The sequence below is a fragment of the Leptospira yasudae genome (assembly GCF_003545925.1).
Lineage (GTDB): Bacteria > Spirochaetota > Leptospiria > Leptospirales > Leptospiraceae > Leptospira > Leptospira yasudae.
The window spans coordinates 570,969-587,567 of the sequence record NZ_QHCU01000002.1 but is presented as its reverse complement, the minus strand read 5'-3'; the positions used below and the strand labels follow the sequence as shown (position 1 = coordinate 587,567).

Genomic DNA, 16,599 nt, shown 5'->3' with positions numbered 1-16,599 from the left:
CTCCCAGAATTTTATTCCGAAACAAGTTGACCATCCATTTTCAAAAAAAACTTTCTTCCACGTTAGAGATCTTCAAACTCGGATGAAACCGAATCGTCATTTTGTCGCGGCGAGAATTTCGGAAAACGAAGAATGAAAAACGATACGAACGCAACGATTTTTATAACGTCATGAAACGATACGCGGATCTTCACAATCATCTCTACGGTTCGATCACTTCCGAATTTCTTTACGAAATGGGAAAGTCTAACCCTTCCCCGCGGTGGGAAATTTTTACGAATTCCTATCAACAATGTTTCGGTAAAAAAATTTCCGCGGAAACCTTCTTCGAGGATTACAAAAACCCGGAAGATTTCCGCAAACTCTATCAATTCAATCACAGAGGACCGTTTCCCGAATTTCAAGCCAAGTTCAATCTCATCATCGCGCTTTCCAAATTCAATCCGGAAGAAGTCGCGTTAGTCGCCACCCGAGTCGTTCAAGATCAATTTTCCCAGGGAGTCGCCTACGGAGAATATAGAATCATGTATTCTCCTTTGGATACGGAACAGGGAATCTACGACAAAACCGTCGCGGCCTGCGAAGGTTTGGCCCGCGCCGAACAGGAAACGAACGGCCGAGCGATCGGACGGCTCGCCGTTTCCCTTCACAGGGAAGGAGACGTCTTTCGGGAATATTCTCTCTTAAAAGGGTTCATGGAAAAGAATTCCCTCGTCGCGGAATATCTAACCGCATTAGATTTTTGTTATATTGAAGAAGGTTTTCCTCCCAAGGACAAACGAAAGTTTTTCGAGGAAGTCAACAAAGACAATCGAACCGAAACGGACAAGGCGCTCGCGATTCTATATCACGTGGGAGAAAGTTTTCAGGATAAGTCCATTCTTTCAGCGTGCCGTTGGGTTTTGGAATCCGCGGAATGGGGAGCGCATCGTCTCGGTCACGCGATCGCGCTCGGACTTCACCCTTCCGAAAAAAAGAACGTTCCGATTCTCGAATCGAAAGAGGAAAGACTCGATCAACTCCGATTCTATTACGATCGAAAGGAAGAACTGGATTCTTTCTTGGAACTTCCTTCGAGAGAAAAGATCGGAAACGAGATCGACTCGCTCAAACATAAGGAAACGGTTTCCTTACAATTCGATTCTTCCTATTCGGAAGAATGTCTCGGCTTTCAAAATTATTGTATGTCGAAAATTAAGGCGACGAACGCGGTCATCGAATCCTGTCCGAGTTCGAACGAATACATCGGAATGGTTTCTAATCCGGAATCACATCCGATTCTCCGCTTTGCAAAGAATCAAATGAGATTCACGATCTCCACGGACGATCCCGGAATCTTCGGAACCACGATCGAAGAGGAATATTCCAAGGCTGCAAAGATCGGTCTCGACCCGGAAACTCTGGAGGCAGTGAGACAGAATTCGTTTCTTTATACATCCGAAATTCTAAGCGGAAGAAAATCGGCGCCTTAATCCGCATTAAAAATTCTTGCATCGACCTGCGCACGAGAGATTGTAGAAGAAAGGCCATGCACAGTTTGCAGGAAATCGCCAAGAAGCTGAATTTATTCGTAAAGTTTCGAAATTTTGCGGCGGCTCTTCTTATACTTTCGTTCGCGAATCCGCATTCTTTGTTTTCCCAGAGCCAAACCGACTTTGCGGACCCTTATGATTTCAATTTGAGAAATTATAAGGATTCTTCCCCGAGCAGGGACGGTTATCAGGAATATGCTGTTCCTCCTAAATTCAAAAAACCGGTTTTAGTTTCTCCGAAGAACGCGCAGGTTCCGTTCGAACCTCCGTTTTCCGCGACGGGCGGTTTACGAAGAACGACCAATCCGAACGTGGAACGAGGTCAGGAAAATCTCATCAATCCCTTAACGGGAGAAATCAACGTAGAGGCGATTCTTCAAAGGCAAGCGCAGCAAGCCGATCGTAAAAAAAGACAGAATCAAATCCACGAAGAAGAGAAATACACCGAGACCACTTTCCGCCGTTTTTCGATCATCTTCTTCATGACCCTTCCGATCACATTAGGACTCGGTTATGCGATCGCATCCGCCGCAAAAGTCGACGGTGTGAGCAAGTTTCAAAAAACGTTCGGCGGTTCCGTATTTATCGGAGTTTTCGGAACGAGCCTCGCGTTCGCAAACGCTTGGCACGATATGAAAGAATACGAATCCATGAAAAAGGAGAATCAACCCGAATCTCCTCCGGTTGAACCGACTTCCGCGGATTCTCTCGGTTTCGGAAACGCAGCTCCGATTCCGATCGCGGGCGCCTCTCCGTTTCCGGGAAGAGAATACAAAATCGACGTTTCCTTGTTCAACCTCAGCTTCTAATGTCTTCTCCCCAGGAAACTAAATTCAGTTTCTGGAATATACGACGCGAGGCCGCACTCTTTTATCAATCCAAGATTCATCCGATTTTAAGAATCTATTATTCGATCTGCGGTTTTCTTTCCCTTTGTCTTTTGATTTTAATCTACGGATTTTATTATCCGCACGAGTGGACGCATTGGATTCGTCTGCTCGTAAACGGAATCGTAATTTCCCTCGTCGTCTACGAAGCTCTTTCGTTTCTTTTCGTGATCGGAAATCTTATCGACTATTTGAAAACGCATATCACCGAAGCGGTCGTCGTGTTTCTGCTCGTCTTTCAGGAGATCATCAGCAAGGAAATCTACGAACTTCTTACTTTGAATTCGTTGAGCGGAGAAGACGCGAGTTTGGCCTTCTTATCCCTGAGTCAAATTTTTCTGCTGTTCAGCAACTTCTCCCGTTTGATCCGAAAAACGGATTTGTTGAATTACAGACAAATCAGTCCTTCGCTCGTCATCACCGGCAGTTTCGGAATTTTGATTTTACTCGGAACGCTTGCGTTGTCAGCGCCGAGAGCGCAAGTAACTCCGATCGCTCTCGTAGACGTTTTCTTTACGGTCGTCAGCGCGGTTTGTGTGACGGGTCTCAGCACGATCGCGGTCGCTTCCCAACTTACGGGAACGGGACAAACGATCCTCATGGTTTTGATTCAGATCGGCGGCTTGGGTTTGATGACTCTTACGGTTTTCTTTGCGATCTTTTTAGCGGGACAGGTCAGCGTTACGAACAAACTTCTCATCAAGGATTTGTTCAGCCAGGAAACCGTGGGACGAGCTTCGTTCGTATTAAAACAAGTGGCGGTCCAGACGTTTCTCATCGAAGCGTTCGGAGCCTTGTTGATCTTTCTATGGTACCCGGATGCAAACGAAACGAATTTAAAAAACAGAATCTTCTCTTCCTTGTTTCATTCCGTGAGTTCGTTTTGCAACGCGGGATTTTCGATCTTTCCATCCGGTTTCGAAACGGAATGGATGCTGCATCAGAAAATGTTTCTTTCCGTAGTGATGATCTTGATCGTGTTAGGCGGACTCGGCTTTCCGACGGTGCATCATTTGATTTACTGGTCGTTCCAACGGGAGAATTATCCGCAAAGAATGGAACTCGGCGCCAAGCTGATCCTGACCGTTTCAGCGGCGTTGATCGTTTTAGGGACGGTTTCCTATTTCATCCTGGAATCGAAACTCACACTCGCCGGATTGAATCCCGCAGACCAATGGTTTCATTCCCTTTTTTATTCGATCAGCACGAGAACGGCCGGCTTCAATACATTAAGTATTTCTAAAATGGGAATTCCGATGGTTTTCGTTTCTCTCTTTCTGATGTGGGTCGGCGCATCGCCCAACGGAACCGGAGGCGGAATCAAAACGACGACGCTGGCCGTTTCCACTTTGCATCTGTTCAATCACATCCGAGGAAAGGAAGAACTGGAAGTTTTCGGAAGAAGAATCTCTTCCGGTTCGATCGCGAGAGCGTCCGCTGGGATTTTAGTTTCCCTGTTTCTGATCTTTTTCGGAATCTTCTTTTTGACTTTGACCGAAAATTTCGAGTTCATCGATCTTTGTTACGAAGTCGTATCCGCGTTCGGAACCGCGGGGCTTTCGAGAGGAATCACTCCTTCATTGACTTCTCCGGGAAAAATTCTGATCTGTTTGATGATGTTCGGCGGAAGAGTCGGAATGCTGACCATCTTGATCGCGTTCGTTCCGAAAGAAAAAAAATCCGGTCTTCGCTATCCGGAAGAATCGATTATCGTTGGATAACGGGAGGCGTTTGTGGCGACCAAAAAGAAAACTCATAAAAAAAGAATCGCAGTCATCGGCTTGGGAGAATTCGGTAAGGCCCTCGTCGTGTATCTAAACGAGAACGGTCACGAAGTCACGGCGATCGACAAGGACATCAAGGTCATAGAAGAAATCAAAGACCACTGCGCTCTCGCGGTTTGCGTCGACACAAGCAGCAAATCCTCTTTGGAAGAATTGGATCTGGAAGACATGGACGAAATCGTCGTCGCGCTTGCGGAGAATTTCGAAGCCTTGATTACGACCGCGTACCATCTCAAAGAGATGAAATTGGAATCGCTTCACGTACGCTATCACTCCGAGGTGAACCGAAAAATTCTTCAGATGATCGGAATCGAAAATCTGTTCAACCCGGAAGAAAGAGCGGCCGCGTCGATGGCCGAACAACTCAGCTATCAGGGCGTAAAAAAGGCGACTTTGTTAAGCGAAGAATACAGTCTTTTTGAAGTGGAGATTTCCTCGCTTTTATACGGAAAAAAACTGAAGGATCTGAATCTTCGGGAAAAGTTTCAACTCAATCTCGTCGCGGTACGAAAAGCAGAAACGAACGGAGAGGATTCCGCGGACCGGGAAGGCGTCGTGTTTCTTCCCGATTCGCAAACCGTATTTCAGGAAAAGGAAGTGTTGATTCTTTTCGGAACCTCCGAAAGCATCAAACGGTTTACGAGCGCTTATCCCATCGGATAAGGAATCTCTTTGGAAACCTCGTCTATCTTTTTTAAAACGTCTTCCGTTAATACGACATTCTGAGCCTTCAGACTTTCCTCGAGCTGCTCGACCGTGTTCGCACCGATGATCGTGGACGCGACGTAGTCGTGTTGTTTGGACCACGCGACCGCAAGAACCGTAGCGGACATCCCGGCTTCTTCCGCGATCTTCGCGAGTTTAGCCGTGGAAGCCAAGGTGCCCTCGTTTAAAAAACGGTTCGCCATCTTTCTTTGTCTTTCGCCCGCGGCGATGTAACGGCTGAATCTCGCGTTCTCCGGAGGATTGGGAGAATTGTATTTTCCGGTAAGAACCCCGCCCGCAAGAGGAGAATACGGAAGAAGACTTACGCCTTCCCTTCGACAGATGTCGGCTAACGCGTCCTCGAATCTTCGGTTTAATATGCTGAAATTATTTTGAATGGAATCATACCGCGCAAAGCCGAATTTTTCGGAAACCGCGAGACTCTTCATCATTCCCCACGCGGTTTCGTTGCTGTTCCCGATATAACGAACCTTTCCTTCGCGGACAAGTTCGGTGAGAACGTCGAGCGTTTCTTCGTAGCCGAAGTCGGAGTCAGGCCAGTGAGTCTGATACAAATCCACATAATCCGTTCCGAGACGATGAAGACTTCCTTCGATCGCAACCCTGATATTTCTGCGATCGAGCGCCGTCTTCCCTTCGCGAACCGGAGGAACAAACCAGCCGTGTCCCGGCCCGCAGACTTTCGTTGCGATCAGGACCGAGTCTCTTCGTTTGGTCTTGAGCCATTTGCCGAAGATCTTTTCCGTCTCGTGCACATAACTCGCATCAGGCGGAACCGGATAAATTTCGGCCGTATCGTAAAAATCGATCCCGGCGTCAAAGGCCCTGTCTAAAATCCGGAAGGCTTCCGCTTCGTCGCAAGTGGAACCGAAGGTCATCGTGCCCATGCAGATTTCCGAAACCACCATTCCCGATTTACCAAGTCTTCTTTTTTTCAAATTGTTCCCCCTCTATACAAAGGCCAAGAATCGGGCTTTTGCGTCGAAACGCAATCGGAAACGACCTTTAAAAATTACTAATTTCGAACGCGAAGTCCTTCAGAACTTTCGCATACGTTTCCGATTAGACTTCGGATTAAAGAATTGATTTCTTTTTATCCGATGAAAATATCAAGTCCCCGAACGGGTTTTTTGCTATTTTGGAATTCGATGTAGTGTAGAATCCTCGTTAGACCTTTATTCTAAAATTCGACTCGTGCGAGGTGCGGCGTTTGGATAAGGAATCTCTTTACGATCATGAGAAATACGAAAACCTCATGCCTTCGTATCTGTATTTGAAAAACGAAGCGGACGCGACCGATCAGGAAGCCATCTTCTTGAGTCCGAAAGAAGTGGAGATCCTCTATCAGATCCGAAATCATACCACGTTGGAAGGTTTCTTCAGCGGAAAGATTCTGAAGATATGGAGGGACGAAGGCTCGAAACCGATCTACGTCAACACGCTGAAAAAACTCTCGGATGAAAATCTCATCTTCGTATTTCCGGAATTCAAATTCTTACCGGAAACGAGCCAGCTCACCGTATGTCTTTGTCTCGTCTCCGAAAAGGAATTCAAAAATTCGAACCGCGAAAACCTCAAAGAAATTTATCTCAACAGTCTGAGCAAATCCGCGTTCGCGATTCAAAACTACATTCTCGGCTGCGAGCCGTTTCAAATCAGCGAACTCATTTCCATCTTCGAATATCTGATTTCCGGAACCGCGGCGGGAACGTTCGTAAAGGAATCCTTCAGCATCAAAAAATGGATTCAAATGTTCACGTTCAGCGAACTTCTGAAAGAGGAAACGATCGAAGATTCGATCCAATTCATTCTGGAAAACATTCAAGAAGGCGAATATATCGCCGTCACAAAAACGACGGGATTGTTCCACGTTAGCGACGAACTTTCCGCCAAAGCGTTCGAAATCCTGAAAGGGTATTATCTCAACCAATTTTCCAAACGTCTGAAAGAACGTTTCCCTGCGGCTTGGAGTTTGGTCCTCGAATATAGAAAGGGAATCGTGATCGACGTGAACCACAGCGGACCGATTTCGGGAATCGAGGAAAAATTCGTTTCGGACGAACTGAAAATCATCGGCGAAAACCTAAACGATCTGATTCCCGAATCGTTTAAAGATTTTCTAATATTGGCGAATTACATCGCGCAAAAACACGATCGGGAAAGAAATCTGCGCGCCTCCGCCGAGGAACTCAAGTCGATCAAGATGCTCAAAACGATGATGTCGATGAAGAATCAGACCTTATCGCAATTCGTCACGATCAATCTCGACGAGGATCGCGAATTTTCCTATTCCATCGTGGACAATCTCAAACGGGACCCGGATTGTATCTCCTGCGATTGGTACGAAAAAGGAAAAAGGATCGCGTGCCTTTGTAATAAAAAGGAGGATACGATTCTTTCTTTGATTCAACTGATGACGGAAAAATACGCGTTCAAAACGGAACTCATTAAGAATTTCTTATATCTTTTGAAAAAGGAAAAAAGCGCTTTGGGACAACTCTATGCGAATCCGGATTTCAAATCCGCGCTCGTCAGACTGAAATATTCCTGTTACAAGGAAAACCTTTCCTGGTTTTCCAAAGTGCTGAACTTTTTAGGAGTGTACGGATTGTTGGAAAGTTCGCTCGAACACGAAGAATCGATCACTCAATTCGAACAACTCAGCCGTGAAATCGCTTATAAGGAAAACCGCAGAAAACAACTGGAAAAAATCCGAGCCGAATGGCTGAGCGAAACCCAAGCCGAATTCGATTCGGTCACGGAAGAAAAACCGAATCTGAAATCAAAGCGCGCTTGAAATGAAAAGTTCGAACCTTTCCATTTGAATGGATCTTACTTCTTAATTTCAAAAGTTCTAAAATTGCCTTTCGGATCTTCCCAAGTGATGAGCGCTTCTTTCACCTCGGAACCTTTCGGTCCTCTTTGAATGGCCTTGTATAAATCTTCGATAAACATCTTATCGCCTTCGACGACGGTTTCGACTTCGCCGCCGGGAAGATTCTGCGTAAAACCGCTGAGCCTGCATTCCTGCGCTCTCTGAAGAATGTAATAACGGAACCCGACGCCTTGCACTTTACCGCGCACGAGAATCTTCGCTCTTGAATTATTTTTGGATCCCATCGATCATTCCTCCGTTTTGCTTTCCAAGTTCACCATCCACGCCGAAAAGTCCCTAAAAAAATTCCAAAGAATTTCCTTCACGGATTCTTCCGCTTCCCAATCTTCCAAGGCCTTGCGATAACAGGCAAGCCAGACCCTTCTCGCCTTTTCATCGATCGGAAACGGAAGATGTCTCGCGCGCATTCTCGGCGGTCCGTAGTTCTGGGAATACAACGGAGGACCGCCCGTTACTTGAATCAAAAAATCGGCGGATTTGATTTTACTCTCTTCCAGATCTTCGGGAAACATAAAAGCGATCGGGCTCGACGGAATTTGATCGTAAAAATCGGAAACGAGTCTGCGTAGACCATTCTCCCCTGCGGAAGCGAAGACCGTTTGCAGACCGGGAATCGGACCGGGCGGTCCGCTCGGCGGAATAAAAAGAGGACGTTCTTCCATCATGAGTCGGTTCCGGCTTTCCCGAGAAAGGTTCGGATCTTAGGTCCGAAGTCGTTTACAATTTTATAATATACGTCTTTTTTAAACGGAACGACCGTCTCTAGAGTCTTTTCGATCGGTATAAACCGGACCGTTTCGAATTCCCTTTCATGAACGTCGAGATCGCATTGATCGGCTTCTCCATCCCAATGAATGAGGAACCATTTCTGAAGTTGTCCCCTGTATTTCTGAAGATGACGGTTGAGAGGAAGGTTTTCGGGAAAGTCATACGGAATCCATTCCGGATATTCGGATACGATCGCACCGGTGTTGATGCCGACTTCTTCATACAATTCCCTCAGAGCGGCCGTTGTGGGATCTTCCTCTTCGTCGATTCCGCCTTGAGGAAACTGCCAAGAGCCTAAAAAATTCAGCCTCTCACCGACCAAAACCTCTCCGCGAGAATTGAACACGACCATCCCGACGTTCTTTCTGTAGGGCTTTTCCATACGAATAGGCTTCAGGTCCGGCTTTGAAAAGACAAGAAGTTTTATGTTTGGAATTCAGTTGCAAATTTTATACTCTCTTGGGAATCATACACATAACATCCTTGTCTTCTTAGGAGTTTGAGTCTCAACAATGCAGTTACGTAAAAAGTCTTCTCGTTCCCGTATCTTTAAAGAAAAGGACTTCGATATCAAAGCGTCTTCGATTCCCGGAATCGGCATGGGACTCTTCCCCAAAGAGAACGTCAACAAAGGCGATACGATCGGTTATTATACCGGAAGAATTCTTTCGGATAAAATCGCGAACTCATCCAAATACTGCGAATCGAAGTATTTACTCTGGATCTGTAAGGACCATTGGATCTATGGAGAAGGTAAGGAAAGCAATTATACCCGCTTTATGAATCACAGCTCCAAACCGAACGTTAAGTTAGTCGTATCGGTTCGCTGGAAGACCGCAAGATTCGAAGCGATCCGCAAAATCAAAGCGGGTGAAGAATTATTCTTCGATTACGGAGACGAATACTGGATCAATACGGACATCGATCCGGTGGAAAGAAACTGAATTCTCCCTTTAAACGGAAGCGGCGGTCTTGGACGCCGCGTGTTTGAAGAAAAACGCAAATCCTCCCAAAAGACTCCACAGCGCAGGCAATGTTCTTAAAGTAATGCCGATATCTCCGTGAGAGATCAAAGGCGTTAAAACCAGCTTAGATCGATTTTGAGGAAGATCCCTTTCCAACAATCGTTCCAAAATCAAAGAAGACTCCGAAGCGGGAACCACGTTATCCCTCACCCCGTGAATCAGCGCGACATGCGCTCTTAAGTCCTCGAGTTTATTGTAAACCTGAAGATCCTGAAGAAACGAACGGAACGGTCCCGCGTTACGAACGATACGATCCCAAATCTCGGAGCGATATTCCCGATCCTCTTTGAGTTTGATAAAGATTTCTCTGTTATCCGGTTTCATGGTTTCGAGAACCTTGGGTAGTTCCGGGGAATCCCGGAGAATACTTCCGTCCAGGATGCTCGCGTGCAACGCTTTGCGGACTTCTTCGTTTTCACCGATTCCGAAATGAACGAAGTTCCACAGAAGGATCATTCTTCCATACTCGTCCGAATCGTCCGCGGACATCAGATAATCGAGAGTCGTTTTTACGTTTCCGTACGCCCCGATCGTGCAGATGGATTTTACCCTTTGCCCCACGTCCGGTTCCGCCGCTGCGATCAAACCCATACTCGCGGAAAAGGAAGGCGCGAACAAAGAGATTCTTCCGTCCGGACAAAACGCAGGATCGGAGGATAAGGTAAGAATCAATCCCTTGATCTTTTCGATGCTTTCGAGTTTGATCTTGAATTCGCTGATCTCCTGCATCTGCGGAGAAAACACGAGAAATCCGCAGGAAGCCATTCCTCGACAAACGGCTTTAAACCGCGGATCTTGATTTCCAAGATACGCCATTCCGTTTACGGCAAGGATCGTACCTCTGGTCTTCGTTTTGTTTTCGGGAAAGAATTTTAGAATTCCCACGGTTTCGTTTCCGATGGTCAGCTGCAGTTCTTCTTCGAGAATTCCTTTCGTTGCATGATTGCGTGTGTTGAGTGCGAATTTGATCGCGGAGAAAAAATTTTTCATACCGAAGACTTTGTTCCTTAAATGTAAAATATGACGGGTTTGTATTGGTTTGCGATTACGGAAAAATTACAATTCAGCTTTGAGCGGAGAATTTAGCGTTTCGTAAATCCCGGAGCTTTACGGTTCTTGCGATGATTTGACCCGCCGTCGGGGACCAAGGGGGCCGTAGTACGATTAGAATGTGGGAACTCCTTCGTTTCTTAGATTGTTTTACCGTAAAAGTTTGTGGGAACTCCTTCACTTTCAAAAGTTTACAGTAAAAACAATGTGGGAACTCTTACAACTTCAATGTTTCTCAGTAAAACAATGTAGGAACTACCACATTGTTTCAAAAACCTTTTTTGACGAGCCGCCGCATCTGCTTCGGGAAATTCGTAAAAAGCCCGTTCGCGCCTCTTCCCAAAAACCGTTTCATTTCCGAAACCTCGTTGACCGTATAAACGACGCTCAGGAAATTTTTTTCCGAGATGCGGCGGAGATTCTCTTCGGTCGCTTCCTCGGTGGAAGGGTGAATGCTCCAAGCGCGAATCGTTTCCGCAAACGCGATCGCCTCTTCCACGTTGCCGCTTTCGTCTCCGACAAGGACGCCTAACTTGATCCGCGGATCGAGATTGCGGATTCTTTCCAAACATTCCCAGGAAAAAGAAGAGATAACGATTCGATCCGAAACTTGAAACGTTCGAATCAAATGCAAGACCTTCGTTTCGATCGAGTTTTCGTTTACGGAAGAATCCATCGCAGTCGATTTGATTTCGACGTTCAGATCCGTCTTCGATTTCCGGATCAAACGAAGAACGTCGCTTAACAAAGGAATCGTTTCCTTCTTATACTTCCGCGAAAACCAGGAACCCGCGTCCAAGTCCGTCAGAATCTCCGCTTCGAAGTTGCGAACGCTTCCCACGAGTTTTGTCGTTCGATCCAGATCGTCGTCGTGAATGACCACGACTTCCCGATCCTCCGAAAGGGTTACGTCCAACTCGATGAGATCGGCTTTCACATCGATCGCCTTTTTAAAAGCGATCATCGTGTTTTCGGGAAATTCTCCGCTATAGCCGCGATGTGCGAATACGAGCGGGCGTTTGAGATCGTTTTTGTCGTTTATGGTTTCTATCATACGTTCAGAACGCGAATCCCACCGAAAAATCGACGCCTGCGTCATACGCTCTTCCCGCGTGATCTCGTTTTATTTCTTCTTTTCGAATCCAATAATCCGTAATGGAAACCGGCCGATTGATAATATCCAGAGTTTCGATCGTTACGTTTTTATGATACGGTCCGAACGCTCTCATAAGAACTTCGAATCCGAAAAAGAAACCCGATTCAAGTTGATGACGGATTCCCAAACCGGTTCCCGCGTAATAACGGGGACCGTAGTCCAGATTGATCCTTTCCGAACGATAGGATTGAACTCCGGTCGTATCGATAAACTGATCGTATCGAGTATTTCTAAAGTATTCTCCTCCGATCGCGATCGGAATATAAACGGAAGAATCCGCGATGAAGTAGTTCACGAAAATTCCGCCGCCCGCCGATTTCCATTCTCGATCGGATTGTCTCGCAATTCCGTAGTTTACGATATATGAATATCTGGAATCGTAATCCCCGTTCGTTTTGTGCAAGTTCTGATAGTATTGAACTCCGATCGTAACGTTCTTCCAAGCGTTCCAACCGAGAATCGTCGATGCGTATCCCGGAAAATAAATTCCTCCTAAGAAGAATTTTCGTTTCATTCGGATTTCTTTTTGCGTAAGACCTTGCGGTTGTTCGGACGCATTCGGATTGGAGCGTAAATCGGAATTCTTCCCTTGGTCTTGTTCGTGCGGATCGTTTTGCGGAACCGGAACGATGTTTTGCGAAAATACGTCCGAAGCGAATATTAGTAATAGCGCAAAAATGAGAACGTGAAATCGGTAATCGGCTCTTTGCATAGGACAAAAAGTGTATCGGAAGGAAGTCGGTTGTCAAGAGAAAGGAAAAAGAAAGGGTTCAGGCGGGTTGTTCCCCGCCCGAGAGGGAAAGATAGGATTCTAATTATTTAGAAGCCGGAGCTTTACCGGAAGTGGTTGTTTTGATCGCTTCAGCCACTTCGTTAATTTTTGCTTTTACAGCTTCGATTTGGCCTTCAGGGATTTTGTTTTTGATCTCTTCGGTGATTTTGTTGTAGTTCTCGATGATCTTAGCTCTGGTCTCTTCGTAGTTCTTTCCAGCAACGGAAGTAACTTCTTTGATGTCGTTGATAACTTTATCAACGGTTTCGCGGATTTTTACAGTCGCTTCGGAATTGTCGGCAGCGCCTTTTGTAACAAGCTCCAAATAGGTTTTTTCGAGATCAGCTTTCGCTTTACCCAGACCTTCTTGACCAGCTTTGATGAGTCCCAGACCCGCATTCAGAACATCTAGAATTTGCTTTTCCATTCGATTTTTCTCCTTGAGATTCTTTGTGCAATGCACAATCCTTTTGTATTGCACTGCACAATTTCAGTCAACCTAAAAAAGAAAAAATTACGCGAAAAAATATTTTTTCTGCCGCACTTGCAAAATCGGCTAAACGCCGATGTTCCGGCGTTTTTTGAGAAGCGGTCATTTTATTTCCTAAATTCTACGACAGCTTGTCTGAAGCGGAAGATTGTCGGGACAAACAGACTGACGTTTGTATCGAAATTTCAATGGAGAAGTCTTTGAAAAGAATTCTCGCTTTTTCCAAACGCGAAAACAGGAGCACACTATTATAAATTCAGAATGTTTTTCAAATAAAAACCGAAAAACTTAAACCCTTCGGAGTTTAAGATAAGTGAAAAGGTGGATAAGAATGATACGCTTAATACGAAAAAAGGATGATCAACTCCGTACGCTGACCGGTTTTCTTTCGCTGCTACTGATTGCGCTTTTCAGCTTGCTTCAGTGTAATCATAAGGAATCGGATAACAATCAATCACTTCTCGCGCTTACGGGTACCACACAGGTAGTAAATATCTTAAAAACTCATGGAACTACGTTTCGTGAATGCGACGCAACCGGGAATCCGAAATCTACAACGAACGAAACGGAGACGTCCAACGGGCATACGGCGATTATTCTGAAAGGCGACGCACAAATGGCGGGTGGGGGATTACTCGTTTATGTAAGAGAAATGGATGCGAACAATACGGTCACCAACACAGTCGTTCCGGTCGTCATCGAAAACGAAGTCCCTAGATTTATCACAGTCAGCGGTAAACGATACATGGCCTATCTTGAATTTTTTATCGATGGAATCAACAACACCGAGATCGACGGATTGGGTTTGGTCGTTCCGTTTACGGCGGCCGATATCAATACAGTAAACTTTTACGTAACGGAACAGAAGATCGGATTATTCGTAAACGGAAACTCGCATGAATCCAACATCCTTTATTATCCGGTCGGAAGCAACACGATGGGTAATAATCCGCAGGAAAGAGCCGCTTGGAGAAGGAACAACTATCTTCTATACGGAGGAGATGGATTCGTTCTTGAATACGTGTATAAAGTCGATTAATTCGTAACGTTTCAAACGCGGGATCAGAAAATTGCTTTCTCACAAAGAAGCGCTTCTAAGATCTCGCGCATTCCTTTTCTTACAATCGTCATCCAAAATTTGATCAGTATATAACCTGCAAGGAAAAAAGGAAATCGTTCATATATATTCAAATGATATCCGTCATCGGATTCAAATTATTTGTGAAGGATTTGAATGAAACTTTCAAAAAACCATACTTTAGTATTCTTTAAAACGTTCATCGCAGTTGTTCTTTTTGTAACGGTCATCCAATGTTCGGCCGGAGTTGCACGGGATCGATTCGTAAACGAAACACAATGTGCGGAAGAAAATGTAACGGTTCGGAAATTAGGTGGCGGGGCTTTTGAAGTCAAGGGCTGCAACAAAAAACAAACGTATGTTTGTATCGAAGCGCAATGGAATACGATATGTCAAGCTGACCCGAGTCTTTAAATTGTAAGAAATAATAGACTAACGTTACAGAAAACCGGTTTATACATAAACAGAAACTATTACAATATTACGATTGGAAAGGCGATCAACTCGAAATCCGGGCGATCGACTTTCCGATCTGCTTTGAATGCAGTTTACATGCTTCTTCCAAACCCTGATACAACAAAAGACTTTTCTTCGCTACGCCGAGTCTTTCGTTTTTCTTTTCTTCCAAAGTCAGACCGCCTTCATAACCTTCGGTGATCATCAGAACCGTTCTCTGAATGCTCATTCCCAAAATTTCGGTCAGACCCTTTCGGGAAGAAACCTCTTCGTCGATCTGATCCATTTCTTTGAGGTTTTTGAGAATCTGATCCTTAAACTTGTCTTCGGCGCGGATCTGAGAATACAAACGGTCGGAGAGAATTCTTCCGCGGGTGACTTTTTCGGAAAAACCTTGGAGCTGGCCGAACAATACTTTTAGCTCGGTAAGAATTCTCTTTTGCAGATCGATGCGGGTTACGGTCGAATCGGCACCGGCCGCGGTCGTATTCGTTTCATCGTTCCCTTCCGCGATTCGACCTATCGAACCGCGAACCGCTCGAACGAACGATAAATCACATTCCGTTTCTTGCATGTATTTGGAAAGATCCTCGTTCGGAATCCCTTCCAACACGACTCCGTCCTTTCCGAAGTTGAACCAGGGATTTCGTTTCGGATGTTCTTCGAACCATTTTTTGAAGATAAGAAGTTTTTCGTTGGTTCGAATTTCTCCGCCTCGAATCGACTTGGCGCGTTTTACGGGAAGAGCGGTCATCTGTTTGTGATTGTGAAATTCCCTTCTTAGCTTTCTGGATTCGATGTGATTGAGCCGTTCCTCCAAGACCGCGCCTTTGCAATGCGCAAGCCGATCGGGAAACGAAAGATCTTGACCGATCAACAGAATGTTTCTCGCTTCCATCTTTTCCGCAAGACTGACCGCGTTCGTAGAGACGGAACCTCCGAAATCGATCGCGCCGATTTCATCTTCCGGCTTGGAGGAAAGAATTTTAATCAAAGGAAAGGGAGAAGAAGTAAAATAACCTTTTTTGAATGTTCCGGGAAGACGCAAAGTATGATACGAAGAAGTCGGATCGAAAACGATCTTTGCGTTTCCTTCGTAACCTTCCAGATATTTCGCGTTGAGCGCCTGAGGATCGACCGAAAAAACGAGATCGGGATCGATGCCCGCGTTCCAAAGAACCATCAGCGCCGTATCCACGGCGATCAATAGGAAATTATTTCTGTACGTTCGTATTTCGTTCAACGAAAGAATAAGGGAAGGCCCCGCTCCGCAAACGAGTATATCCGTTTTTCCCTTGCAGATTCCGAACAAAGAACGAACGGGCTGCATTCGCGAAAGCTCGGGAAGATTGGAAATAAAATTCCGAGTCCAGATTCTTTCGAACCGGGTCAGCGTGGAAATATTCACGTCCTTCTTGTGAAAAAAACCTTCCGAGATAAAACGAAGTTCTTCGTACGAATCTTTTTTCCACTGATTGCTTCCGCGATGCGGAATAAAACTGATCGGAAAACCGGAAATTCCCCGAAAGGCCGCATACAAATCCTGTTCTAAAATCGGAGTCAAAAGGATTCTAAGTTTTCCCGATTCCAAAAACGGAGAATAATCAAAACAAGAAAGCGCATAACGCAGAACGTCCGGCTCGGCTTCCATCCAAACGGAAGTTACATTCTTCCATTGAAGACTTTCCCGAACGACGTAACCGATTCCGGCGCCGAAAAAAAGAAACACCCTTTCTTCGTCCTCTTTTTTAAGTCCGTCCAGAAGCCGTTTGGATTCGGTGATCGGATCCATCAAACTGTGCAGCGCGATTCCGTCCGCGATCAATACCGGAAGTCCCGTTTTGGAAGTTTTGATTTCCATCGAAGACGCGCCGATCCGCGCAACCTTTTCCGCAATCGAAGGAGAAATCGCGGACAATGCGCTTAAATTTTTTTGAAGAACCGATTCGTCCACGGGAGAATACATTTTATTTTTAGAA

General features: G+C 45.5%; 17 protein-coding genes. 8 read left to right on the top strand and 9 right to left on the bottom strand.

Annotated elements, in window-relative coordinates; translation table 11 throughout:
• Positions 1-170 precede the first annotated feature (170 nt).
• From DLM76_RS08005 to DLM76_RS07990, 4 genes are read left to right on the top strand one after another with little or no spacing between them, the layout of a single operon-like run.
• Positions 171-1,472, top strand: a complete 1,302-nt coding sequence (locus DLM76_RS08005) for an amidohydrolase family protein (protein ID WP_118964961.1) — start codon at positions 171-173, stop codon at positions 1,470-1,472.
• Between the two features lie 56 nt (positions 1,473-1,528).
• Positions 1,529-2,341 (top strand): hypothetical protein, encoded by an 813-nt coding sequence (locus DLM76_RS08000; protein ID WP_118964861.1) that lies wholly within the window; start codon positions 1,529-1,531, stop codon positions 2,339-2,341.
• Positions 2,341-4,140, top strand: a complete 1,800-nt coding sequence (locus DLM76_RS07995; protein WP_118964860.1) for a TrkH family potassium uptake protein — start codon at positions 2,341-2,343, stop codon at positions 4,138-4,140. The genes DLM76_RS08000 and DLM76_RS07995 overlap by 1 nt, the downstream gene beginning before the upstream one ends.
• A 12-nt stretch (positions 4,141-4,152) precedes the next feature.
• Positions 4,153-4,866 carry a potassium channel family protein gene (locus DLM76_RS07990; protein ID WP_118964859.1) on the top strand — a complete coding sequence of 238 codons (714 nt, stop codon included), beginning with the start codon at positions 4,153-4,155 and terminating at the stop codon, positions 4,864-4,866.
• Here DLM76_RS07990 and DLM76_RS07985 read toward each other — a convergent pair.
• On the bottom strand, positions 4,851-5,837 hold the full coding sequence (locus DLM76_RS07985; RefSeq protein ID WP_241548208.1) for an aldo/keto reductase: 987 nt from the start codon (positions 5,835-5,837) through the stop codon (positions 4,851-4,853). The genes DLM76_RS07990 and DLM76_RS07985 overlap by 16 nt on opposite strands.
• A 302-nt stretch (positions 5,838-6,139) precedes the next feature.
• On the opposite strand from DLM76_RS07985, the gene DLM76_RS07980 reads away from it, so the two are divergent.
• The gene (locus tag DLM76_RS07980) at positions 6,140-7,726 is read left to right on the top strand and encodes an exonuclease (RefSeq protein WP_118954102.1); all 1,587 of its coding nucleotides are present in this window, start codon (positions 6,140-6,142) and stop codon (positions 7,724-7,726) included.
• 35 nt (positions 7,727-7,761) lie between these two features.
• On the opposite strand, the gene DLM76_RS07975 is transcribed toward DLM76_RS07980, so the two are convergent.
• From DLM76_RS07975 to DLM76_RS07965, 3 genes are read right to left on the bottom strand one after another with little or no spacing between them, the layout of a single operon-like run.
• A complete protein-coding gene (locus tag DLM76_RS07975; RefSeq protein ID WP_118954103.1) occupies positions 7,762-8,049 on the bottom strand; it encodes an acylphosphatase in 288 nt (95 codons plus the stop codon).
• Positions 8,050-8,052: 3 nt separating this feature from the next.
• Positions 8,053-8,487 carry a globin domain-containing protein gene (locus DLM76_RS07970; RefSeq protein ID WP_425528934.1) on the bottom strand — a complete coding sequence of 145 codons (435 nt, stop codon included), beginning with the start codon at positions 8,485-8,487 and terminating at the stop codon, positions 8,053-8,055.
• Positions 8,487-8,975 (bottom strand): RNA pyrophosphohydrolase, encoded by a 489-nt coding sequence (locus DLM76_RS07965; RefSeq protein WP_118954105.1) that lies wholly within the window; start codon positions 8,973-8,975, stop codon positions 8,487-8,489. The genes DLM76_RS07970 and DLM76_RS07965 overlap by 1 nt, the downstream gene beginning before the upstream one ends.
• 130 nt (positions 8,976-9,105) lie before the next feature.
• On the opposite strand from DLM76_RS07965, the gene DLM76_RS07960 reads away from it, so the two are divergent.
• Entirely contained in the window at positions 9,106-9,537 is a 432-nt protein-coding gene (locus tag DLM76_RS07960; protein ID WP_118954106.1) for an SET domain-containing protein, read from the top strand.
• Between the two features lie 9 nt (positions 9,538-9,546).
• Here DLM76_RS07960 and DLM76_RS07955 read toward each other — a convergent pair whose 3' ends face one another.
• The 4 genes from DLM76_RS07955 to DLM76_RS07940 all read right to left on the bottom strand — a co-directional run bounded on the left by DLM76_RS07955 (position 9,547) and on the right by DLM76_RS07940 (position 13,023).
• Positions 9,547-10,608 carry an alpha/beta hydrolase gene (locus DLM76_RS07955; protein ID WP_118964857.1) on the bottom strand — a complete coding sequence of 354 codons (1,062 nt, stop codon included), beginning with the start codon at positions 10,606-10,608 and terminating at the stop codon, positions 9,547-9,549.
• A gap of 328 nt (positions 10,609-10,936) precedes the next feature.
• Positions 10,937-11,722: a glycerophosphodiester phosphodiesterase gene (locus DLM76_RS07950; protein ID WP_118964960.1), complete on the bottom strand. Its 786-nt coding sequence runs from the start codon at positions 11,720-11,722 to the stop codon at positions 10,937-10,939.
• 4 nt (positions 11,723-11,726) lie between these two features.
• Positions 11,727-12,536 (bottom strand): hypothetical protein, encoded by an 810-nt coding sequence (locus DLM76_RS07945; protein ID WP_118964856.1) that lies wholly within the window; start codon positions 12,534-12,536, stop codon positions 11,727-11,729.
• Positions 12,537-12,639: 103 nt separating this feature from the next.
• Complete coding sequence (locus DLM76_RS07940) at positions 12,640-13,023, bottom strand: phasin-related domain-containing protein (RefSeq protein WP_118954110.1); 384 nt, start codon at positions 13,021-13,023, stop codon at positions 12,640-12,642.
• Positions 13,024-13,417: 394 nt separating this feature from the next.
• Here DLM76_RS07940 and DLM76_RS07935 point away from each other — a divergent pair, with 394 nt between their 5' ends.
• Positions 13,418-14,125, top strand: coding sequence for a hypothetical protein (locus tag DLM76_RS07935; RefSeq protein WP_118954111.1), 708 nt, complete (start codon positions 13,418-13,420; stop codon positions 14,123-14,125).
• A gap of 195 nt (positions 14,126-14,320) precedes the next feature.
• Positions 14,321-14,578, top strand: coding sequence for a hypothetical protein (locus DLM76_RS07930; RefSeq protein WP_118964855.1), 258 nt, complete (start codon positions 14,321-14,323; stop codon positions 14,576-14,578).
• Positions 14,579-14,663: 85 nt separating this feature from the next.
• Here DLM76_RS07930 and DLM76_RS07925 read toward each other — a convergent pair whose 3' ends face one another.
• Complete coding sequence (locus DLM76_RS07925; RefSeq protein WP_118964854.1) at positions 14,664-16,586, bottom strand: motility associated factor glycosyltransferase family protein; 1,923 nt, start codon at positions 16,584-16,586, stop codon at positions 14,664-14,666.
• Positions 16,587-16,599 lie beyond the last annotated feature (13 nt).

Coding starts and splice junctions, on each gene's coding strand:
- DLM76_RS08005 (WP_118964961.1), top strand. CDS start 171: ATGAAACGATACGCGGATCTTCACAATCATCTCTACGGTTCGATCACT.
- DLM76_RS08000 (WP_118964861.1), top strand. CDS start 1,529: ATGCACAGTTTGCAGGAAATCGCCAAGAAGCTGAATTTATTCGTAAAG.
- DLM76_RS07995 (WP_118964860.1), top strand. CDS start 2,341: ATGTCTTCTCCCCAGGAAACTAAATTCAGTTTCTGGAATATACGACGC.
- DLM76_RS07985 (WP_241548208.1), bottom strand. CDS start 5,837: ATGGTGGTTTCGGAAATCTGCATGGGCACGATGACCTTCGGTTCCACT.
- DLM76_RS07975 (WP_118954103.1), bottom strand. CDS start 8,049: ATGGGATCCAAAAATAATTCAAGAGCGAAGATTCTCGTGCGCGGTAAA.
- DLM76_RS07970 (WP_425528934.1), bottom strand. CDS start 8,487: ATGGAAGAACGTCCTCTTTTTATTCCGCCGAGCGGACCGCCCGGTCCG.
- DLM76_RS07965 (WP_118954105.1), bottom strand. CDS start 8,975: ATGGAAAAGCCCTACAGAAAGAACGTCGGGATGGTCGTGTTCAATTCT.
- DLM76_RS07960 (WP_118954106.1), top strand. CDS start 9,106: ATGCAGTTACGTAAAAAGTCTTCTCGTTCCCGTATCTTTAAAGAAAAG.
- DLM76_RS07955 (WP_118964857.1), bottom strand. CDS start 10,608: ATGAAAAATTTTTTCTCCGCGATCAAATTCGCACTCAACACACGCAAT.
- DLM76_RS07950 (WP_118964960.1), bottom strand. CDS start 11,722: ATGATAGAAACCATAAACGACAAAAACGATCTCAAACGCCCGCTCGTA.
- DLM76_RS07945 (WP_118964856.1), bottom strand. CDS start 12,536: ATGCAAAGAGCCGATTACCGATTTCACGTTCTCATTTTTGCGCTATTA.
- DLM76_RS07940 (WP_118954110.1), bottom strand. CDS start 13,023: ATGGAAAAGCAAATTCTAGATGTTCTGAATGCGGGTCTGGGACTCATC.
- DLM76_RS07935 (WP_118954111.1), top strand. CDS start 13,418: ATGATACGCTTAATACGAAAAAAGGATGATCAACTCCGTACGCTGACC.
- DLM76_RS07930 (WP_118964855.1), top strand. CDS start 14,321: ATGAAACTTTCAAAAAACCATACTTTAGTATTCTTTAAAACGTTCATC.
- DLM76_RS07925 (WP_118964854.1), bottom strand. CDS start 16,586: ATGTATTCTCCCGTGGACGAATCGGTTCTTCAAAAAAATTTAAGCGCA.